The sequence below is a fragment of the Crocosphaera sp. genome (assembly GCF_030064895.1).
Classification (GTDB): domain Bacteria; phylum Cyanobacteriota; class Cyanobacteriia; order Cyanobacteriales; family Microcystaceae; genus Crocosphaera.
Window position 1 is genome coordinate 27,643 of record NZ_JASJEB010000122.1, and the last position, 20,431, is coordinate 48,073.

20 protein-coding genes are annotated in these 20,431 nt (G+C 36.8%); 15 read left to right on the forward strand and 5 right to left on the reverse strand.

Annotated features, from left to right (window positions below):
* Positions 1 to 33: 33 nt before the first annotated feature.
* Together hisD and QNJ66_RS23095 are read right to left on the reverse strand one after the other, a co-directional pair.
* A complete protein-coding gene (gene hisD, locus QNJ66_RS23090; RefSeq protein WP_300510990.1) occupies positions 34 to 1,335 on the reverse strand; it encodes a histidinol dehydrogenase in 1,302 nt (433 codons plus the stop codon).
* Between the two features lie 199 nt (positions 1,336 to 1,534).
* The gene (locus QNJ66_RS23095; protein WP_300510991.1) at positions 1,535 to 3,262 is read right to left on the reverse strand and encodes a diflavin flavoprotein; all 1,728 of its coding nucleotides are present in this window, start codon (positions 3,260 to 3,262) and stop codon (positions 1,535 to 1,537) included.
* 215 nt (positions 3,263 to 3,477) lie between these two features.
* Between QNJ66_RS23095 and QNJ66_RS23100 the strand changes: the two genes are divergently transcribed.
* Positions 3,478 to 5,271: an ABC transporter ATP-binding protein gene (locus QNJ66_RS23100; protein ID WP_300510992.1), complete on the forward strand. Its 1,794-nt coding sequence runs from the start codon at positions 3,478 to 3,480 to the stop codon at positions 5,269 to 5,271.
* A 33-nt stretch (positions 5,272 to 5,304) separates the two neighbouring features.
* On the opposite strand, the gene QNJ66_RS23105 is transcribed toward QNJ66_RS23100, so the two are convergent.
* Positions 5,305 to 5,616, reverse strand: coding sequence for a shikimate dehydrogenase (locus QNJ66_RS23105; RefSeq protein ID WP_300510993.1), 312 nt, complete (start codon positions 5,614 to 5,616; stop codon positions 5,305 to 5,307).
* Positions 5,617 to 5,816: 200 nt separating this feature from the next.
* Between QNJ66_RS23105 and psb27 the strand changes: the two genes are divergently transcribed.
* From psb27 to QNJ66_RS23145, 8 genes are all read left to right on the forward strand, one after another.
* A complete protein-coding gene (psb27, locus tag QNJ66_RS23110) occupies positions 5,817 to 6,221 on the forward strand; it encodes a photosystem II protein Psb27 (RefSeq protein WP_300510994.1) in 405 nt (134 codons plus the stop codon).
* Between the two features lie 70 nt (positions 6,222 to 6,291).
* Positions 6,292 to 7,380 carry a tetratricopeptide repeat protein gene (locus QNJ66_RS23115; protein ID WP_300510995.1) on the forward strand — a complete coding sequence of 363 codons (1,089 nt, stop codon included), beginning with the start codon at positions 6,292 to 6,294 and terminating at the stop codon, positions 7,378 to 7,380.
* Positions 7,381 to 7,507: 127 nt separating this feature from the next.
* Positions 7,508 to 8,092 carry a thioredoxin family protein gene (locus QNJ66_RS23120; RefSeq protein WP_300510996.1) on the forward strand — a complete coding sequence of 195 codons (585 nt, stop codon included), beginning with the start codon at positions 7,508 to 7,510 and terminating at the stop codon, positions 8,090 to 8,092.
* Between the two features lie 26 nt (positions 8,093 to 8,118).
* Positions 8,119 to 8,901: an iron export ABC transporter permease subunit FetB gene (gene fetB, locus QNJ66_RS23125; protein ID WP_300510997.1), complete on the forward strand. Its 783-nt coding sequence runs from the start codon at positions 8,119 to 8,121 to the stop codon at positions 8,899 to 8,901.
* A gap of 266 nt (positions 8,902 to 9,167) precedes the next feature.
* Positions 9,168 to 10,361 (forward strand): glycosyltransferase, encoded by a 1,194-nt coding sequence (locus tag QNJ66_RS23130; protein WP_300510998.1) that lies wholly within the window; start codon positions 9,168 to 9,170, stop codon positions 10,359 to 10,361.
* A 133-nt stretch (positions 10,362 to 10,494) separates the two neighbouring features.
* Positions 10,495 to 11,580 carry a tetratricopeptide repeat protein gene (locus QNJ66_RS23135; protein WP_300510999.1) on the forward strand — a complete coding sequence of 362 codons (1,086 nt, stop codon included), beginning with the start codon at positions 10,495 to 10,497 and terminating at the stop codon, positions 11,578 to 11,580.
* A 34-nt stretch (positions 11,581 to 11,614) separates the two neighbouring features.
* Positions 11,615 to 11,809: a DUF4089 domain-containing protein gene (locus QNJ66_RS23140; RefSeq protein ID WP_300511000.1), complete on the forward strand. Its 195-nt coding sequence runs from the start codon at positions 11,615 to 11,617 to the stop codon at positions 11,807 to 11,809.
* Positions 11,806 to 13,170 (forward strand): AtzE family amidohydrolase, encoded by a 1,365-nt coding sequence (locus tag QNJ66_RS23145; RefSeq protein WP_300511001.1) that lies wholly within the window; start codon positions 11,806 to 11,808, stop codon positions 13,168 to 13,170. Before QNJ66_RS23140 ends, QNJ66_RS23145 begins: the two co-directional genes overlap by 4 nt.
* 313 nt (positions 13,171 to 13,483) lie before the next feature.
* On the opposite strand, the gene QNJ66_RS23150 is transcribed toward QNJ66_RS23145, so the two are convergent.
* On the reverse strand, positions 13,484 to 13,834 hold the full coding sequence (locus tag QNJ66_RS23150) for an aldo/keto reductase (protein ID WP_300511002.1): 351 nt from the start codon (positions 13,832 to 13,834) through the stop codon (positions 13,484 to 13,486).
* A 176-nt stretch (positions 13,835 to 14,010) separates the two neighbouring features.
* On the opposite strand from QNJ66_RS23150, the gene QNJ66_RS23155 reads away from it, so the two are divergent.
* The 6 genes from QNJ66_RS23155 to QNJ66_RS23180 all read left to right on the forward strand — a co-directional run bounded on the left by QNJ66_RS23155 (position 14,011) and on the right by QNJ66_RS23180 (position 19,289).
* Positions 14,011 to 14,313 carry a hypothetical protein gene (locus QNJ66_RS23155; RefSeq protein WP_300511003.1) on the forward strand — a complete coding sequence of 101 codons (303 nt, stop codon included), beginning with the start codon at positions 14,011 to 14,013 and terminating at the stop codon, positions 14,311 to 14,313.
* 24 nt (positions 14,314 to 14,337) lie between these two features.
* Positions 14,338 to 15,141 (forward strand): hypothetical protein, encoded by an 804-nt coding sequence (locus tag QNJ66_RS23160; protein WP_300511004.1) that lies wholly within the window; start codon positions 14,338 to 14,340, stop codon positions 15,139 to 15,141.
* Positions 15,142 to 15,198: 57 nt separating this feature from the next.
* Positions 15,199 to 15,813 (forward strand): DUF6391 domain-containing protein, encoded by a 615-nt coding sequence (locus QNJ66_RS23165; protein ID WP_300511005.1) that lies wholly within the window; start codon positions 15,199 to 15,201, stop codon positions 15,811 to 15,813.
* Positions 15,814 to 15,922: 109 nt separating this feature from the next.
* Positions 15,923 to 16,132 carry a photosystem I reaction center subunit IV gene (locus QNJ66_RS23170; RefSeq protein ID WP_300511006.1) on the forward strand — a complete coding sequence of 70 codons (210 nt, stop codon included), beginning with the start codon at positions 15,923 to 15,925 and terminating at the stop codon, positions 16,130 to 16,132.
* 24 nt (positions 16,133 to 16,156) lie between these two features.
* Positions 16,157 to 16,993 carry a DNA-formamidopyrimidine glycosylase gene (locus tag QNJ66_RS23175; RefSeq protein ID WP_300511007.1) on the forward strand — a complete coding sequence of 279 codons (837 nt, stop codon included), beginning with the start codon at positions 16,157 to 16,159 and terminating at the stop codon, positions 16,991 to 16,993.
* 514 nt (positions 16,994 to 17,507) lie between these two features.
* On the forward strand, positions 17,508 to 19,289 hold the full coding sequence (locus QNJ66_RS23180) for an asparagine synthetase B family protein (RefSeq protein WP_300511008.1): 1,782 nt from the start codon (positions 17,508 to 17,510) through the stop codon (positions 19,287 to 19,289).
* Positions 19,290 to 19,325: 36 nt separating this feature from the next.
* Here QNJ66_RS23180 and QNJ66_RS23185 read toward each other — a convergent pair whose 3' ends face one another.
* Positions 19,326 to 20,111, reverse strand: a complete 786-nt coding sequence (locus tag QNJ66_RS23185) for a lasso peptide biosynthesis B2 protein (RefSeq protein ID WP_300511009.1) — start codon at positions 20,109 to 20,111, stop codon at positions 19,326 to 19,328.
* Positions 20,112 to 20,431: the final 320 nt, after the last annotated feature.

Sequence of the window (20,431 nt, forward strand, 5' to 3'; positions counted from 1 at the left end):
TCGAATTTTCTTCCAATTATCGAAAAATTGCGTTTAACGCTGATCATTATCTTCTTCTCTCAATCGTAAATTAATCGCATCGGCACTGGCAGGAAACCCTTCTGCTAGGGCTAAAATTTCTAAGACATTGGCTAAATTTTTTAGGGCAGTGGGAGAATATTCGATGAGATGGGAGGGTTTGAGAAACGTTTCCACTCGTACCGAAGAGGCGTAACGAATTAAGCCAGAAGGTGGCAAAATTACGCCTCCATGACCTAAATAATCACCGATGGCTTTTGGGGTCATCTGGCCAATGAAAAGGCTACCCACAGACCGAATTTTCTCCACTACATCCCAAGGTTCACCTAGGGTTAAGACTAAATAATGAGGTCCAAATTGGTTGGTAAGATTAATTGCTTGTTCTAGGGAGTCTACTAGGGCAATTAAGCCATAATGGGCGATCGCTTTTTCGGATAAAATACCGTGGACGTTATCTTGTAATTTTTCTTGGACTTTGCTTTGAATTTTTTTGGCCAAACTTAAATCCGTTGTTAGCACAACTACTGCGCTACTGGGATCTTGTTCCACTTGGGCTAATAAGTCGGCTGCGATCTGGTTTGGGTTGGCAGTTCGATCTGCAATAATAAATAATTCTGAGGCATCTACGGGGGTATCGCTGTTGACAGTACCATAGACCATGCGTTTAGCTAAAATTACATCTAGTCCTCCGGTTCCTGTTATGACATCTACTTTGGGAATAGTTTGGGTTCCGTAGGCTAAAGCGGCAATAGCTTGGGCCCCTCCTAAGCGGTAAACTTGGTTAACTCCACTTACTTGTGCTGCGACTAAGATATCGGGGGGAACTTTGCCGGTTTCATCGGGGGGACTAACAAGGATAATTTCTGGGACTTTGGCAATTTTTGCGGGTAGGGTTTGCATCAACACTCGACTGATGGGGGAACCCTGATCCCAGTCCACATAAATACCGGCGCGTTGGACAGGAGTGTAACGTTTGCCAATTACTACGTCGTCGTCTTCAAATTTTACCCAAGGTTTGGGCAGTTGTTGTCCATAGAAGCTTTCTAGTTTTTGACTGATGGTTTGGATAGCATCGAGTAATTCTTTGGAAATTTTTTGATAAGCTGCGTCTAAGTCGGAACCGCTAACCTTGAGATTGGTAGGAGTTGTGAGTGTTTCAAATGGTGCAAATAGTCCTTGATCTCCTTGGTGTTTAATCCTCTCAAGAATTTCTGCCACAGCAACTTCTTTTGCTTGAATCTCGTCTCGATAGGGGCGATCGCTGATTCTTTGCAATTCTGTATTTATCTCAGCTGACTGGGTGATGATTCGCAGCATGGAGTTTTATCACTTTGCTAGAGTCGCACTTGCGAGAATAAACAATCTTTTTCTACTCACACTCGATCTAGAAATTTGCTTCTAACCTTGGAGAGACTATTGTTAATCCGTTCCTTATCTAGCTTACCTTGTATTTTTGAAATTGTAGTCAATTGCTATATCAGATAAGACAAGGTGGGACATGGCCCACCTCATGAGTTTAATAATAGTTACCAACTTTTCGGCGATGAATAGCGGTTAAACCATCGGGGTTAGAGACTCGTCCATTGGTTACTTTGCTATAAACGATCCAATGATCACTACATTCCATACGACTGACAACTTCGCATTCCAAATAGGCTAAAGCATCGACTAAAATAGGTGATCCGTTGTTAGCTGTTTGAACATTTACTCCTTCAAAGCGATCGGCCCCGGGGGGAAATCTTTTGAGGAAATGCTTCATCAGAGGTTGATATTTGCCTTCTTCGAGGATGTTTAAAACAAAGCTATCTCCCACCTGCATTAAGGACTCGATCGCCCGATCTTTGGCTACAGCAACGGTAAACCCTGGGGGTTCAAAACTCGCTTGTGTTACCCAAGAGGCTAACATGGCCCCGTTGAGTTCTCCTTTGTTAGCGGTTAGGATATATAAACCGCTACTGATACGACCGATGGCTTTATCTAAGTCGCTATCTAAGGACTTCCGTTGCTTGACTTTACGATCTTGGGTTAAGCTTTGTCCTAAGTCTACTCCGGCTTCCTCACAGAGTTGATAAATGGCTTCTGTGGGGGTATCTTTAACCCGAATGGGGTTAAACCCTTTGCTTAAACCTGCTTCTCGAAATTTGATTAATAAGGGGTCAATGGGTTCGTCGTTGCCACCATAAGACTCGAACATACCAATATATTGCTTATTTTTGGCGGCGGCAAGAATGGTTCCGATGTTACTGGTGGTTTCGCTGCTGTGACTGCCTTCTAGGGGCGGCATCCCGATCACTAAACCGGTGGAACGACTGACTATCTCGTGGACATCTTGAGCATCAGCAGATTTTAGATCCACCATTTCCACAGCTACTCCGGCCTTAGTAATACCTTTAGCAATGGCTTGGGAGATGCGATCGCTGTACCCATAATCAGAAATATAAAAGACAGCAACGCTTTTATCGGCTTTGCTTTGTTCCTCGCTCCAGGTACGATACCGTTCTACCAATTCATGGACATTGTAGCGCAACAGTGGACCGTGACCATTGGCAACGGTGGCAATATTGCCTAATTTATCCATGCGTTTCATGGCAGAAAGAACGGATCTCGCGTTTGGACCCATTAAACATTCATAATAGAAATGATAGTCTGGGGCGATCTCGTCTAAATGTTCGTCATAAAGTAGATCGGAACAATAGTGCATCCCAAAGACATCACAGGTGAACAAGGTTTCTGTGCCTTTGTCGTAGGTTAAAATGGTGTCGGGCCAATGTAAATTGGGCGCGCTGACAAATTCTAAAACATGACCTTTTCCTAAGTCTAAGGATTGACCACTTTTGACTAAAATGCGTTCAAAAGGTTGATGGATGAAGTCTTCTAGAAACTGAATAGCTACTTTGGCTCCGACTATGGTTGCTTGGGGAGCTAGTTCTAAGATATCTTTAACCAAACCACTATGATCTGGTTCGGTGTGACTAATTACTAAATAATCGATGGTTTTGGGGTCAATTAGTCCTGTTAGGGTATCGATATATAGTTGACGGAATTTAGCGTGGGAAGTGTCTATTAAGGCGACTTTTTCACCCCGAATGATATAGGAGTTATAGGTGGTTCCATTTTGCAGTCCAAACTCGATATCAAAGCGATCGCGGTCCCAGTCTAAGGATCTGATAGTGGTGGTATTTTCAGCAATATCACCTGTTTGTATGCTTAAACGCTTTTCTGTTTTGATGGGAGTTGCAACCATATACCTCTCCGTATAATATTTTCATTATTTGTTTATATTGTGACACGCTTCTTTGATAATGTGACTTGAAATTACTTATGGAAAGGGTAAAATTTTTAAAATTTAATTTCTTTCCAAACTCCCTCAAACGGAAATATTTAAAACTCTGCCAACATCTTTGTCAAATGGGAAAAAATCGGTTAAAATCTGTTTAATTTTATATTTATATGAGAATTATGAGTGATATTGTTCTTGATGTATCTAATCTCCGTATTGAATTTCCTTTACAAGGAAAACCTAATAAAGTAGCAGTAAATAATGTTAATTTTCAACTCAAAAGAGGTGACATTTTAGGCATTGTTGGGGAGTCAGGATCGGGAAAATCTGTGACTTCTTTAGCTATTATGGGTTTAATTCAAAATCCTGGCAAAATTGCTCAAGAAAGTAGTATTAAATATTATCAGTCTCCAGAAGATACGCTGGAATTAACGAGATTAGAATCATCACAATGGACAAAATATCGTGGTAAGGAAATTGCTATGATCTTTCAAGAACCTATGAGTGCTTTTAACCCTGTTTATACTATAGGTTATCAATTAACTGAAGCGATTAAACTGCATCAAAATGTAACTCAAGAAAATGCGAATCAAGAAGCAATTAATCTCTTAAAAAGTGTCAGAGTTTTAAAGCAAACCTGTCCCGATAAACAAGCAACAGCTTATTTAAAAAGATATCCTCATGAACTATCTGGGGGACAATTACAACGGGTTATGATTGCCATGGCCATCTCTTGTAATCCTACTATTTTAATTGCTGATGAACCGACAACAGCTTTAGATGTAACGGTTCAAAAGGGAATTTTAGAGTTATTAAAAGGTCTTTGTCAAGATAAAAATATTGCCATGATTTTTATTTCCCATGATTTGGGAGTTATTAATGAAGTGGCTGATAATATCTTAGTTATGTATCAAGGGGAAGTGGTTGAAAAAGGAACAAAAGAACAACTACTTTATTCCCCTCAAGATCCCTACACAAAAGGATTATTAGCTTGTCGTCCTCCCCTCCATATCAAAGTGGATAAATTACCCACTATTGCTGATTTTTTGCAAGATAATAACGTCCCAGAATCATCTCAAGAAAGCGATTTAATTTATCAAATTATTCCTCATAATGAAATCGAAGCGAGAACAAAGGACGCACAAGAAAAGAAAGTTTTATTATCAGTAGAAAAGTTAAATGTTGAGTTCGGTAAATCAGGATTTTTGGGACTAAAATCCAATAAATTTACAGCAGTTAATAATATTAGTTTTGAAGTTTTTGCCGGAGAAACATTAGGATTAGTGGGAGAATCAGGCTGTGGAAAATCAACTTTAGCCAAGACAATTCTCAGACTAATTACAGCAGTAAATGGCAAAATATCCTTTGAAAAATACGAAATTTCCAAAAAATCTATGAGCAATAAATGGTTGCGAAACTTGAGAAAAAATATGCAAATTGTCTTCCAAAATCCCTATAATTCTCTCAACCCCAGATTAACAGTAGGACAAGCCATTGCTGAACCTATGATTATTCATCAAACCCAAACTAATAGTAAGCAAAGAAACGAGATTGTAGAAGCTTTATTAAACTTAGTAGGCTTAGATATAGACAGTTTCAATCGCTATCCTCACGAATTTTCTGGAGGACAAAGACAAAGAATTTGTATCGCCCGCGCTTTAGCATTAAATCCCCGTTTTTTAATTTGCGATGAATCAGTTTCTGCCTTAGATGTATCCGTACAAGCACAAGTCTTGAACCTGTTAAAAGACTTACAAAAAAAACTAAAACTTACCTGTATTTTTATCTCTCATGACTTAAGTGTTGTCCGGTTTATGAGCGATCGAATTATGGTAATGAATCAAGGTGAAATTGTGGAAATAGGAGACGCAGAACACATTATTAATAATCCCCAAGAAGACTATACTAAAAATCTCCTTAATTCCATTCCCCAATTCCCAGAATCCCTGGATTGGACTTCTGTTAAAAGATAAAAGAGTGGTGTGGTGGCCACCCTTATACATAAGCTAAGGTTTCAATAATAAGGCCGGTAATCTGACAACTGCGGTAACTATTCCCCCGATAACGGCACTAATACCACCGACAATTAAGGGGAGGATAAGAGAACGAAACCCTTTTAAGTCTGATACTTCTTTAACTAGGGTATCCTGGGTTTTTTCTACTCTTTCTAACCGTTTTTCCATTCCCTTGAGTTCCGTTTCAACTGCTGTCAGCTTAACTTTAATGTCTCCTATCTCTTCTGATTGCTTGTCTAGCTTGTCCTCAATCCTTGTTAGGATGTCTGCTAGATCATACCTAACTGTAACTGGTTCATTCATAGGTTAAACTTCTAAGTAGATATATTTTTGAGATGTCCCTTTGGTAGCTGCCAGGGGACTCCTTTTATTTTACCGAAATAATACCAGAGCATTAAAGCCATCCTCCCTTAGATAGTGCTTTGTTTGCCTGACTTCACTCCGTTACCCCTTCTAGGATAGGATGGAAAGAATCTAAAATTGTCTAATTGTATTAACAACTTATGTTTTTCAAATCTGCCTTATCTCGTATTCTAGCCTTAGTTTTAGTCGCGGTGGTTACTTTGACAGGGTGTGGTAATGATTCAGGTGTACTGTCTGGTAATTACAGCGAAGATACCTTAACCGTAATCGAAACCTTAACCACAGCGATCAATCTCTCCGATGACGCTGAAAATAAGCAAGAGATTCAATCTTTAGCCAAAGAACAGATTAATGACTATATTTCTCGCTATCGACGTAATGGTGAGTCCGGGGGACTTCGTTCTTTCACCACCATGCAAACGGCATTAAATTCTCTTGCAGGTTACTATACTTCTTATGGGAGTCGTCCCCTACCTGAAAAGTTGAAAAAACGCTTAAAACAAGAATTTAAGCAAGCAGAAGTGGCCATCAAACGAGGCATTTAAAATTTTTTTGCTTATAATGTTCAAAGGTTTGATTATTCAAACCTTTTTTTATTACTCTTTTATACAAGCTATGATTTCTAAACTTACTCTCTCTTTACTCACAAGTCTTATTTTAAGCAGTAGTATTGCCCCTGTTTTGGCTTCTGCTGATTCTCCTTTACTTGTATCACAAACCTCTAGTCAGAAACAATTAGATGAATTATTACGTCGAGGTAGAGATTATGTAGAAAAAAAAGACTATCAACGGGCGATCGCTATCTATCAACAAGCAGCCAGTTTAGACAATGATAACGCTAAAATCTTTTCAGGAATCGCTTATTTACACAGTCAACAGGGCAACTATTCAGCGGCAGTAAAATATTATCAAAAAGCCCTTTCTATTGATTCGAGTAACCCTAATTTTTATTATGCTTTAGGGGATAGTTTAGCTAATGTTGGAGATAATAATAATGCTGCTTCGGCCTATTATTATGCTATTCAACTAAACCCTAAATTCACTAAAAGTTATATTGGTTTAGGGGTAGTTTTACTACGTCAAGAAAATTATGAAGGGGCAGCAGAAGCTTACAAAAGAGTGATCGCCCTGGAACCTAATAACCCTGAAGCTTTTGCTATTATGGGATCGTCTCTATTACAACAAAAACAACTAGATGAAGCTTTACAATATTTAGGAAATGCGGTTCAACGCTTTCCCCGTGATGTGGATTTAAGATTATTATTAGCTACAACTTATTTACAACAAGGTCAATTAGAATTAGGAAAAGAACACTTAAAAAGAGCAGAAAGAGTCGATCCCAGAAATATTAAAGTTCAGTTAAAAATTGCCCGTATTTATGAAGTTCAAGATAATCTAGACGAAGCCCTTAGTATTTATCGTCGCATCTCATTTTTTAATAGAAAATTACCAGAAGCTTACGCAGGAGTTGGTAGAATTCAATTAGCACAAAAAGATTATTTAGGAGCAATTATTACTTATAAAGATTTAATCGAAGTTATACCCGATAATCCTGAACCTTATTACTATTTAGGAATGGCTTTTAAGGAAAGAGATAGAGCGGGGGAAGCTAAAAAAGCTCTGGAATATGCGAAAAAACTTTATCAAGAATACGATAATACAGAAGGAGTCAAAAAGGTTGATGAATTGTTAAAACAACTATAACAGGTATAATGATAGGTATAGCATTTTCATTGCCGAGATAAACCGTAACGCAGTCTTCCTGACTGTTGCTTACGATTTGTCTATGTAACTGTCTTAAATTGTTCATAATTTACTAGGAGTTATTATCATGGTAAAAACCCTTTCTACTATGCTACCTTTGGGTACAAAAGCCCCAGATTTTTCTTTAGAAGATGTGGTATCAGGAAATAAAATTTCTCTCCATACTTTTGCCGATAAAAAAGCTTTATTGGTGATGTTTATCTGTGTTCATTGTCCTTTCGTGAAACATCTTCAAGATGCCCTAGCAGCAATAGGAAAAGAATATGTAGATAAAGGTTTAGGTATTGTCGCTATTAGTTCTAATGATATCATTAAGCATCCTGATGATGCCCCCGAAAAAATGAAAGAAATGGCAGCAACATTAGGGTTTAATTTTCCTTTTTGTTACGATGAAAGTCAAGAAATTGCTAAGGCTTATACTGCTGCTTGTACCCCCGATTTTTTCTTATTTGATCACGACAATACCTTAGTTTATCGTGGACAATTTGATGATAGTCGTCCTGGAAATGATTTGCCTGTCACCGGAAAGGACTTAAAAGCAGCTATAGAAGAGGTTTTACTGGATAGAAAGGTTGATACTCAGCAAAAACCTAGTATTGGCTGTAACATCAAATGGATAGCCGGTAATGAACCCCCTTACTTTGGCGCGTAATCTTAACAACTGGGGAGAATTATCCATTGGGTGGCGCAATTGAATTGGATTTGTTAGATTTAGGGTGGTCATTGGGTATTATGGCTATTGCTGTGGCCTTGTCCAACTGGCAACGGTTAGACTTAGAAGGTCAACTTGTCTTAGCCACCGGGCGATCGCTGTTTCAACTTTTAGCAGTGGGTTATGTCATAGCTGCTATCTTTGAATTAAACCATCCTATCCCCGTTTTAGTCATTTTGGGGTTGATGTTGACCATTGCTACCCAAGTCACTCGTAACCGCATTTCTCAGAAGATTAAGGGACTGTTTCCTTTGGTTTGGGTGTCCTTATTGGTAAGTAGTGGTTTAACTCTCAGTTACGTCCTCGTTTTAATTATTCAACCGAATACTTGGTATTCTCCCCAGTATATAATACCATTAACGGGCATGATTCTAGGAAATTCTATGAATAGTGCTTCGTTATCGGGAGAACGTCTTCTTAATACTATTTCTCATAACCAACGTGAAGTAGAAACCTATTTATGTTTGGGGGCGACTCCTAAAGAAGCGATCGCTAGTTATCGAAAAGAAGCTATTCGAGTTAGTTTAATTCCTACGTTAAATCAAATGATGGTGGTAGGTATGGTTAGTTTACCGGGAATGTTTACGGGACAAGTATTAGCCGGAAATAACCCTTTAAACGCAGCTTCCTATCAAGTTTTAATTTTATTTATGATTATGTTGACCAATATTTTAACTGCTATTTTTGTGACAGAAGGGGTTTATCGTAGTTGTTTTAATGAACAAGCACAGTTGGTAATTAATAATTAATAGTTAATAGTTAATAGTTGATTTTGGAAACTTATTTTTTAGTATGAAACTTAAATCATTCTTATTAGTGATCTGAGTTAGATAGAAGGAAATTTATAGATAACTCATCAAAATCAGAAGTTTCAAACACTGATTATCTCATGGAAAAAACTCCAACTCCGAACTCCGAACTCCTAACTCCTAACTCCTAACACCGAACTCAGGTTACTTAGCATTTTCTATCTATATGAGTTATACTATATTTAGAATTGTGAGAGAGTGAAATTATGGTAAATATCTTAATAGTAATTGTTAGTTTATCTTTAATTATTTGGATTTATTTATTACTATTTAGAGGTGGTTTTTGGTTAAGTAATCAACGTATTAATAATAATCTTCAACCCTTAGATGAATATCCTTCTATTTGTGCCATCATTCCTGCTCGTAACGAAGCAGATGTTTTGCCTATTAGTTTAAAATCTTTGTTAAATCAAGAGTATTCTGGAGATTTTTCTATTATTTTAGTCGATGATCAAAGTGATGATAATACGGGAAATGTAGCCCAAGAAATTGCAAATATTTGTAAAAAGGATGGACAATTAAAAGTTATTTCTGGACAACCATTAGCAACCGGTTGGTCAGGAAAATTATGGGCAATGAAACAAGGAATTGAAGAAGCAAATAAGCTAGATAATAAGCCTGATTATTTACTATTAACCGATGCTGATATTGAACATCATAATAGCAATTTACAAGAATTAGTTAAGCAAGCAGAAACAGAAAAATTAGCCATGACTTCTCTAATGGTGAAGCTAAGATGTGACAGTTTTTGGGAACAGTTTTTAATCCCGGCTTTTGTCTTTTTCTTTGAAAAACTTTATCCCTTTTCTTGGGTTAATAACCCTCGTAATAAAATGGCAGCAGCAGCAGGAGGATGTATCTTAATTCGTCGCCAAATTTTAGAAGAAATTGGGGGAATAGAAGTAGTTAAACAAGCTTTAATTGATGATTGTTCTTTAGCAGCAGCAGTTAAGGCCAAATTACAAGAAGATAGAGAAAATATAGAGCAAGGAATTTGGTTAGGTTTAAGCGAAAAAACCTTGAGTTTGCGACCTTATGATAACTTAGATTCTATTTGGAATATGGTAGCAAGAACTGCTTATACACAGTTGAATTATTCTCCCCTATTACTAATAGGAACATTGTTAGGATTAACTATAGTTTATTTAGTCGCCCCTATTAGTTTAATAATCGGATTAATTATTAATAGTTCAGCTATAATTATTCTGGGTGGTATAACTTGGTTATTAATGACCATTTCTTATCTTCCCACTCTGAAATTATATCAATGTTCTGTTTTCTGGGGCTTAACCTTACCTCTGATTGGTCTTTTATATGGTCTAATGACCCTAGACTCTGCTTGGAGACATTGGCGCGGAAAAGGAGGGGGTTGGAAAGGACGAGTTTACGTCAATTCGTAAATTATTTTAACTTTTTCTAGCTTTTTCCGCTTTTTTCTTGTAGGTTAATCATTAGTATTCGTAGGGGCATAATAGTATTATGTCCTGATATATTCTTGCTTCTAATATATTATTACTAACTGTAAATATTGCGATGGTTGAACCAATCATTAATGCTATTAACAACGAAAATTATGAAGAAGCTTCTAAACTGCTTCAACAGCTACAGGAACAAGAATCAGATAACATTTGGATTCCATTTTATCAAGCCCGTTTAGCTGAAGCTAAAGGAGATTTCACCTTTGCTAATCAACGTTATCGAGAACTTTTACCTAATATCGTTAACCCTAAACTAATGATACAGATTCGTCAAGGGATTGAACGAATTAACCAACAGGAAATTGAACAACGTCAAACCGCTTTAGACCAAGCAATGGAAAAAAGCGGGGCCGAAGAAATGGGAATGTTAGTGCTTGAGGCCATTGCTAATGAGTCCAAGAAGGCAGCAGCCCAGAAATTTGGGGAAATTATGGGAATTGACGCTTACACGGCTAGATTACAACTCCCTAGTCGTTCCTGGAGATTATATCGTACTGGAGCAATCGGTAAGCTAAAATTTCAAGCAGAACAACTGCAACAAGCAGAAATTCCTTGTTTTACTGCCTTGGTTGGTCATGTCAATGCTTTAAAGGTGTACAACGTTCTTTATATCGAGTCCATTGAGTCCAAGGTTACTATGGTTTACGAACCGAAAAAAGGACAACGGGAGATTTTTACGTTTGACTTGTCGGAAGTGGGACAACAGGTACATGGTTTACTACCTATTTTTGAAGAATGTGTGGATGTTGGTTTAAAGGGTAAGTTAAAACGGAAAATAGAAGTTTTAGATTATGCAAAAATCTGTGATCTTCATCTACCTCAAAAGCAAACTATCATTCGTTTATGTGATCAACAATATCGTTTTTTAGAAGGAATGGCTTTTTCTGACCAACAAAAATCCCAAGATGGCCAAGCAACCATGAGAAAAAGTTGGCAACATATTATGGCTTTTCTCTCTGAAAAAATTACATCTCTTCCTACTTACTCCGAGTTTACACCTTTTGGAGAATCAGCTATTGATTTTCAGGAGTTACTCAGACTTATTAAACCCCATATTGGTCTATTACGTCGAGAAGAAACTCCTTGGGATGCTGCTTTTCATGTATACAGTAGTCTGGCTTTTACTAAAACATTTTCTTAAAAAATCAAAACCCTTTCAGACAAGATAAAAAGCTATGAATAATAATGAAAATAACCTCCAATTGAAACAATATATTGAACAAACTTCTATCATGATTGATTTACCTATTGACCCTGAATTTCTGCCAGGAGTTGTGGATAACTTGACAAAAATTTCTGAAATTGCTACTTTATTCACTGAATTTGAACTACCTGAAAATATTGAAGCTGCCCCTATTTTTAAACCGTGACTATTCTTTCTTTCGATGCTATTTCCCTCGCCCAAAAAGTCAAAAATCAAGAGATTACAGCTACGGAAGTTATCAAGCAATTTCTTGATAATATTGAACAGCGAAACCTCAGATTAAACTGTTTTACAACTATTCTTAAAGATCGGGCTTTTGAACAAGCAAAAAATATCGACGATAAAATAGCAAAAGGAGAAAATTCTGGACTTTTAACAGGGGTTCCTTTTGCAGTAAAAAATCTTTTTGATATTGAAGGTGTTATAACATTAGCTGGCTCAAAAATAAACAAAGAAAATTCACCAGCAACAGCAGATGCAACAGCAATTAAAAAATTAAAAGCAGCAGGGGCGATATTAGTTGGTGCTTTAAATATGGATGAATATGCCTATGGTTTTGTGACGGAAAATAGTCACTATGGGGCAACTCCTAACCCCCATGATTTAAGCAGAATTTCTGGTGGTTCTTCTGGGGGTTCTGCTGCTGCTGTTGCTGCTAGTTTAGTTCCCTTTTCTTTGGGATCAGATACAAATGGTTCGGTTAGAGTTCCTGCTGCTTTATGTGGTGTTTTGGGTTTAAAACCGACTTATGGGAGGTTATCGAGGGCCGGTACTGTTTTATTTTCTAATAGTTTAGATCATATCGGTGGCTTTACTCGAACTGTGAGAGATATGGCAGCTATTTTTGATGTTTTACAGGGTCAAGATCAATATGATCCTGTTTGTACTTCTTTGTCTCCTCAATTGTGTTTTGATAAGCTAGATGATGGTATTGAAGATTTGAAAATTGCTGTTGCAGGAAACTATTTTTTAGAAGGGGCAGAAGCAGAAGTATTAGAAGTGGTTGAAACCGTAAGCAAACTGTTAAATACTAAGGAAATAATTAGCATTCCCGAAGCACATCGGGCCAGGGCCGCAGCTTATATTATTACCGCTTCTGAAGGGTCTAACTTTCATTTAAAAAATTTGCGATCGCGTCCTCAAGATTTTGATCCAGCGACGAGAGATCGCTTTTTAGCAGGGGCGTTTATTCCGAATGCTTGGTATATACAAGCCCAAAGGTTTCGTCGTTGGTATCGAGATCAAGTTAAAGAAATTTTCCAAAAAGTTGATGTTATTATTGCCCCAACAACTCCTTGTGCTGCTACGACCTTAGGACAAGAAAAAATGACTATTAATGGAGAAGAAATATTAATTCGTCCCAACTTAGGCCGCTTTACTCAACCCTTATCTTTTATTGGCCTACCTGTGTTATCTTTTCCCATTTTAAGACCTAATAAGTTACCCTTGGGAATACAATTAATTGCTGCACCCTATCAAGAGTTAAAAATATTGCAAGTAGCAGCTTTTTTAGAAGAAAAAATATAGACAATTCATATTTTGTACAATTTGTCAATATAAAAACAAATGTATTTAAGTTCATTGTTAGTATATCTGCTCAAAACAGAAGAAAAAAGAGAGAACAAGAGACTATCGGTTAGAAGAGTTTAACGAGGTTATAATGGTTACAAACCCCTTTTTTAGAGCAAGACATACTATGCCTTGATTATCAGTCTTTACGATCATACCATAAAGCCGAAACTTCGTTGACTATTGAAAATTATTTTCATATTTTTCTTAAGGAAGATTTAATACTACTTTTAAACTATTAATAAATTTAAAAGTTATTAATAGGTTTAACTTATGTCCAACGACGGAAAGCAGATAAAACCTTGCCTAAATAGTCTTCACTCGGTCCATAATTAGCTGCTGTATCAAAGTAACGAATACCCAATTTTAAGGCTGCTTCAATCTGTGCGATCGCTTCTTTTTCTTGTCCATATTTAGATAAAGGAGTTTGTCCTGCACCCCCTAAACCTAAGATGGGAACAGACACTCCAGTATTGCCAAAGATACGTTCGGGTAAAGGTTCAAGAGGAGAAAACATAACTTCTTCAACAGTTTCGGATTGGTTGATGTTTTGACAAGCAACAGTCCCCAAGAGACTCATTCCTGCTAATAGAAAATTACGACGGGTTTTAAAAGAAATCATGGTCATTTATTAATAGATTTTAAGATGGAATCGGAGCCACTTAAATCTAATATAAGATGGAGATATAAGAGAGTTGCTCTTCAGAAGAGAAATATTAATATTTTTCTCTGTAAATGTTTGAGCGTTAGTCCCTTTAGTCGTGTTCAATGGTGGTAAAGATGAGCATGGGGAAGTTTATGAAGGCAGTTTTAGCAGGTTTAGGAACAGGTTTGTGTTTAATGAGCCTCATAGCAGCAGTAGATGATAAAGATCAGTGGTCATGGGAAGCTTTTGGTGTAGGAGTAGGTTTAGGTTTAGTTACATTCTCTATCGTGCAGGAAATAGAGGATAGAAGAACATACTGGCTTTTGTACCAAAGCGATAACAAGAGAATGAAAATGCTCAGTGACCATAAAAATCTTGAGTCGAGCTTGTTGCCAATTATCAAGGAAAATTTAGATAAAGAAAGAGAGGTTCTTAATGGTGATTCTGACTTTTGAATAACTTAAACGGAGGTGATAATAATGTTTCTCAAAAACAGGGAACAATCTAAGAATTTAAAAGTATGGATAGCAGGTATTGCAACAGGTATTTGTTTGATGAGCTTTGTAACAGTAAACAATATTGCTGAAACATATAAGACCTATATTGGTGAAAGAGATAGAACCAAGATTACTGAAACAGATAAGACCAAGATTACTGAAACAGATAACACCACGATTACTGAACCAGATACTACTGATACTAAGATTACTGAAACAGATAAGACCAAGATTACTGAAACAGATAACACCACCATTGCTGAACCAGATACTACTGATACTATTACTTATTGGTTGGTTCTGTCGCTTCAGATAGTCGAAATTGTTTCCGCAGGAGTTGGTGTCGGTTTTGGGGCAGCCTATCTAGCGCAAGACATAGAGGAAAGAAGAAAGTATAAACTTTTGTCCCAAAGCAATAGTAGGATTATCAGACTGCTGTGTCGTAAGAATGAACCAAAGCCTGACCTGAAGTTAAAGGAAACTCTTGAGAGTCAGTTAAAACATAATTTTGAAGAAGAAAATAAGCTTCTTAATGATGATTCTATTACTCATAGTTCAATTGAAGAATCGATGAATAAAAACTTTGAGTCAATGAAAGAGTTAATTTCCGACAATCAAAAATCTATAAATCACAACTCTCAGTTAATTTCCAACAGTCAAAAATCGATAAATGACAAGCTTGACAACATAAAGAACCTTCTTAAACATTCTCCTAAAGATGGTTCTAGACAACGTGGTAACTCATCATCATCTCAAGAAAAATCAATGGCCAACGGAAAAGCTTAATACTGATCAAGAAAGATTATTTATAATCAAAGGGATATCCTTAGACTACTTATACGTATGACCAACTCGGTTAACCCTGCCACTGGAAACCTTTGGGACTTAGACTGGTATCGTCCCCAACATCAACAAGATAGCGATACTTTAGAACAACTGGGATTTATTCCAGGATTAAAAGAAATACTCATGCTGCGTCAAGTGCATGGCTTAGAACATGGTACCGTTTGGGTACTCAGCGAAACGAGACAAGGATTACAAGATAACGAAAATTTGGGGGGTTTATCTACTCCCAATGGCTTCTATCTCTACGGAGAAGTTCAGCATTTAGACTTACAAAAAGCTGTCAGGAAAGCCTTACAACGGTTTCGGGCCGGAGTTTGGAATTTAGCTGTACATCCCCGTTGTGGTACCAATATGTCCGTCAATATGTTGTTAACCACCAGCTTTGCACTGGGAACTCATTTTTTATTGCCCAAGGGACCCATAGAACAAGCTTTAGGCTTACTATTGGCTACCTCCACCGCATCACAACTTTCCCCCGACTTGGGTATCTTGGCCCAAAAATATGTGACCACCGCTATTCCCTTCAATTTAGAACTGGTTCAAATTGCCCGAACCCGTGATTTTTCAGGACATCCAGCCTATTTTGTTGAACTGGCCTGGCGAGACTCGTAATAAAACTTAAACTTTTATAGTAGCAAGGTGTTGCGATCCAATAGTAGGCTTTTATAGATAAGGACTTTTTTCCTTCTCTTTGAATATTCATTTATAAAGGACAATACCTATGGTCAAGCGTGGAGACAAAGTTAGAATCAAACGTAAAGAGTCTTACTGGTACAACGACATCGGTACTGTGGCCACTGTCGATAAAGCTGGTATTCTCTATCCTGTTGTAGTTCGTTTTACTAAAGTCAATTACAACGGCTTTAGCGGTAGTGCAACTGGAGTTAATACCAACAACTTTGCAGAAGGCGAACTGGAAGTCGTTTCCTAAGTATTTTTAGGGTTAACTGGATCAATGCCAGAACTTCCTGAAGTCGAAACGGTTTGCCGAGGGTTAAATCAATTGACCTTTGGGCAAACCATTCTTGGTGGGGAAGTGTTGTTAGATCGCACACTTGCTTATCCTCCTTCTAGCCAAGAATTTTTAGACCAGATCCAAAATGCTACTTTTGACAAGTGGCAAAGAAGAGGCAAATATTTATTAGTTCCCCTACAAGAGAAGAAAGGATGGTTAGGGGTTCATCTCCGCATGACCGGTCAATTATTATGGGTCAAAGAAAACGAACCTTTGTCCCGTCATACCCGTTTACGTTTGTTTTGTAACCAGTCCCAAGAATTAAGATTTGTGGATATTCGCACCTTTGGTAAAGTGTGGTGGGTTCCCCCCAACCAACCCCCGGAAAACATCATCACAGGACTGCAAAAATTAGGTCCAGAACCCTTTTCAAAAGAATTTTCCATAGATTACTTCATTGACAGCTTAAAACGTCGTCAGCGCAATATTAAAACCATTCTCCTGGATCAAGCGATCGTTGCAGGGATGGGTAATATCTATGCCGATGAAGCTTTGTTTAAAAGCGGTATACTACCCACAACTCTAGGAAAAGACTTAACCCCTCAACAGGTGAAACGGTTACGAGGAGCAATGATAGAAGTTTTAAAAACAGCTATTGATCAGGGTGGGACAACCTTTAGTGATTTTAAAGGGGTTACGGGGATAAATGGTAACTATGGGGGTGTTGCTTGGGTTTATGGTCGTCATAAGCAACCCTGTCGGGTGTGTGGGACACCCATCGAAAAAATTAAATTAGGGGGACGATCGTCCCATTTTTGCCCTCAATGCCAACAGTAAGTGACATCCTCCCACGCACGCCACTACGTTTTGTGCGGGGAACCTCCCTAGCTCACGATAGGGCATTCCTGGTTATTCTCGTTGATACGAGGTTTCGCCACTTATCTAGAACACATTAGTACGAATGATGAGTACATCTCCCACTGTTGATTCCCTGACAGAACGACTAATCAGGCGTTTTCGTTTCCCAGAGTCCCTGGGTACTTTATCCGATTTATGCAATTTTTCTCGTATTTCCCAAGCTCTGGAGGTTCCGTCAATGACTACCTTTCACTCTCATCTTGGATGGATACATTCCAAGTTCGGCTACAATTCAGGTGCATACCTTACGGCCGCCTCTAGTCTATCACAAAAATTCTGTCCTGGCTCTCATCTGGAGATTTTCGTTCCTCAAGCAAGACCTGCTCTTGCGGAGGAAACCTCCGCAAGAGCAGGTCTTGCTCAATGGGGGATTTCTCGCCAGGGGGTTAACAATTAACAATTAACAATTAATAATTAATGATTTTGGAAGATTATGCGTCCAGGTTTTATTATTACGTTAAACTCTGATAAAAAGATCGATTTTCAATTATTTGGTATTGATCAATCTTTAATTAAAGTTGTGAATATTCCCAACCAATATACAGTTATCCTAATGGGAAAAATATATTATCAAGATAAAAAAGAGAACATATCAGATGCAGATATTATTTTAAACTTATTTAAAACAGGAAATATAGAAGAACTAAAGAACATAGAAGGAGAATTAATTTACACTATTATTGATTATCAACAAAAGAGGATTTTAGCTTATCGTGATCCCTTGGGAACTTATCCTATTTATTGGAGTTATTATCAACAAGAAATTATTTTAACGACTCATCTTAAAAAATTAGCTAATCTACAAAATTGTGTCATTAACAAAGACTTTTTAGCATCCTTTTTAACCTTTCCTTTTGCTTCTGTTGAACTAGCAAAAAAAGAAACCGTATTTAATAATATTTATCGTATTTTGCCAGGAGAATTATTAGAATGTACCTTGGAAAAATCTGTAAAAAAAATTTGGTCTTGGGATTGGAATAAAACCATAAATACTATACCTAATATTTCCCCCGAAGCAGCAGGTTTGCAGTTTAAAAATATTCTAGAGAAAGCAATTCAGGAACGAATAACAAATACTAATTTTGCAGCCCATTTATCAGGTGGTATGGATAGTTCTTCAATTGTATGTTTAGCTAGTAAATTAATTAAAAATCAGCCCTTAATAACTTTATCTCTTGTTTATAAACTGCCCAGTTTAATCAAGGAAACAGACTATATTCATCTTATTTTTGAAAAAAATCAAAACATTATTCCTAGTTTTGTCGATGGTGATCAAGTATTAGATTTTAATTGGTTTCAATATACAATCCCCGATCACGATGAACCCTATAGTGGTTTATTTCATTTTGCCTTAGAAAAAGCCATGATAAATGTTATTTCTGACCTCAAGATCGAGACAATTTTAACAGGAAATGGTGCAGAAATGTTAGTAGAAGGAAATCATTATTATTTAGCTGATTTAATGAGTCAGAGAAACTGGGTTAAACTATGGGAAAATGGCCGTCAATGGGCGATCGCTAAACGTCAAAGTGTGGGATCTGTTTTATGGGAATATGCGATCGCCCCCTTAACTCCTCCTTGGTTACGACAAGGAATACCCTTACTATTGCGACAGGGTTATGCTATCTGGCCTCATCTGCAAGAATATAGTATCCCTCCTTGGATCAATAAAGACTTTGCCCAAGAATATCAATTATGGCCTAAACTGTTAGAGTATATAGGTCAATTGAGTCAATATCCTGTCGAAGAAGCTTTTAATCGTTTAGGAAGACAAGCTGCAGTAGGAAATTGGGCCAATTGGTATCTGGCCAGTCCCCAAGGAATACAACTAAGTCATCCCTTTCTTGATAACCGTCTCATTAGCTATAGTTTCAGTCTTCCCAGAGAGATGAGAGAAGTCCCTGGAGTTGCTAAACCCTTGTTACAACAAGCGATGAAAGGTCTATTACCGGATGCGATTCGTACCAGACGCATTAAAGCTAATTTTAATGAGGTTTATGGGAAAGGGTTAAGGCAGAATTTAAACTCATTAATTGAAATGGTTAAACAGTCAAAAATTGATGATTTGGCTATCTTTGATAAATCTATATTAATTGATTGTTTGCAACAACAAGCAATGGGAGTAGGTAGTGTTTATAGTGGAAGACAAATTTCTACCTCTTTATCCCTTATTGTTTGGTATGATCAGCTTGATAATACAACAATAGATAATTAATAGTTATTATAAAGATATTTAAGTGTAGTTATAAATTTACTGATATTTCATAACAGGTTTAAACTGTTGACAATGAACAGGATCATCAGTAAGAACTATTCCTTCATATTCTACCCAAGCATGAACTTCAAAAGGATCATTAGTAACCCCAATTATTAAAGTAGCAGAAACCTGATAAAAACTGCGTAATAAATGATAACCAACTAAAGCTCTTTCCTTGCACATTATTGATAATAATGGGTTACTAGCTGATGCTATTTTTAATTTATCATCCAAGGTTTTTATTGTTTCTGAATCAATAGTATTTTCAACATAATTTTCATACCAAGTTTTCCATATTTTAATAGTTTCACTCCATCCCAAACAACGAAAACTTAACCAAATTAAAATCAATAATAAATGAATAGTGATAAAATTAGGTTCAGGTTGAGGATTAATTAAAGGACGAGTTAAACTAATAATTTTGTGTAAAATTTTTAATATCAAATTCTTAAAAGACTGCAATATTAATTGACTTTTTGATTTGTTTATGGTGGTGTTTGTGAGCAATTTTTTTTGAATAAGATTGTCCAATAATTCTGTTAAATCTTTGCCTATTTCTTCTTCTGTTGTATCGTAAACTTGACTAAGATTAGTAATGGTTGCTTCTAACCCCCTATCTAACACAGAGGATAACATAACTGTTGCCATGCGATCGAGGGCATAAAATTGACCCTGATTAAAGTCTAAAAGTTGCACAAAACCCTCCTGATTGTATAATATTACATCTTGGTTGAGTTGATAAGTATCATTTGTATTTTTATTTTTAATTTTCTTAAACATTTTTGATTTATTTTTGTTTATTATTGTTAAGTAAGATAACTATTTGTTAAAAAATGAATCAATTTGATTATATCATTTATTCACCTTTTTATTATGGAAGTATCAAGTATATTTTGCTTATTTAAAGTTCTCCGTAATCTCAAGAAAAAGCTTCATCGGCCGAATGTTATAGGTGAATATATATAAACAGTTAGTCTGATAGTTTTGTCTTGTTTCATAAAATGAACTACCCCAACTTTTGAGAAGTTGGGGTTTCTAAAGACCCCAAACTTTTCTTATGTTGTTGAGATTTTTGTCGCTTCATCTCCCCAAGTTGCTTC

Bases quoted from the DNA above. Each gene is read 5' to 3' on its own strand.
- hisD (WP_300510990.1), bottom strand. From the start codon at position 1,335: ATGCTGCGAATCATCACCCAGTCAGCTGAGATAAATACAGAATTGCAA.
- QNJ66_RS23095 (WP_300510991.1), bottom strand. From the start codon at position 3,262: ATGGTTGCAACTCCCATCAAAACAGAAAAGCGTTTAAGCATACAAACA.
- QNJ66_RS23100 (WP_300510992.1), top strand. From the start codon at position 3,478: ATGAGTGATATTGTTCTTGATGTATCTAATCTCCGTATTGAATTTCCT.
- QNJ66_RS23105 (WP_300510993.1), bottom strand. From the start codon at position 5,616: ATGAATGAACCAGTTACAGTTAGGTATGATCTAGCAGACATCCTAACA.
- psb27 (WP_300510994.1), top strand. From the start codon at position 5,817: ATGTTTTTCAAATCTGCCTTATCTCGTATTCTAGCCTTAGTTTTAGTC.
- QNJ66_RS23115 (WP_300510995.1), top strand. From the start codon at position 6,292: ATGATTTCTAAACTTACTCTCTCTTTACTCACAAGTCTTATTTTAAGC.
- QNJ66_RS23120 (WP_300510996.1), top strand. From the start codon at position 7,508: ATGGTAAAAACCCTTTCTACTATGCTACCTTTGGGTACAAAAGCCCCA.
- QNJ66_RS23130 (WP_300510998.1), top strand. From the start codon at position 9,168: ATGGTAAATATCTTAATAGTAATTGTTAGTTTATCTTTAATTATTTGG.
- QNJ66_RS23135 (WP_300510999.1), top strand. From the start codon at position 10,495: ATGGTTGAACCAATCATTAATGCTATTAACAACGAAAATTATGAAGAA.
- QNJ66_RS23140 (WP_300511000.1), top strand. From the start codon at position 11,615: ATGAATAATAATGAAAATAACCTCCAATTGAAACAATATATTGAACAA.
- QNJ66_RS23150 (WP_300511002.1), bottom strand. From the start codon at position 13,834: ATGATTTCTTTTAAAACCCGTCGTAATTTTCTATTAGCAGGAATGAGT.
- QNJ66_RS23155 (WP_300511003.1), top strand. From the start codon at position 14,011: ATGAAGGCAGTTTTAGCAGGTTTAGGAACAGGTTTGTGTTTAATGAGC.
- QNJ66_RS23160 (WP_300511004.1), top strand. From the start codon at position 14,338: ATGTTTCTCAAAAACAGGGAACAATCTAAGAATTTAAAAGTATGGATA.
- QNJ66_RS23165 (WP_300511005.1), top strand. From the start codon at position 15,199: ATGACCAACTCGGTTAACCCTGCCACTGGAAACCTTTGGGACTTAGAC.
- QNJ66_RS23170 (WP_300511006.1), top strand. From the start codon at position 15,923: ATGGTCAAGCGTGGAGACAAAGTTAGAATCAAACGTAAAGAGTCTTAC.
- QNJ66_RS23175 (WP_300511007.1), top strand. From the start codon at position 16,157: ATGCCAGAACTTCCTGAAGTCGAAACGGTTTGCCGAGGGTTAAATCAA.
- QNJ66_RS23180 (WP_300511008.1), top strand. From the start codon at position 17,508: ATGCGTCCAGGTTTTATTATTACGTTAAACTCTGATAAAAAGATCGAT.
- QNJ66_RS23185 (WP_300511009.1), bottom strand. From the start codon at position 20,111: ATGTTTAAGAAAATTAAAAATAAAAATACAAATGATACTTATCAACTC.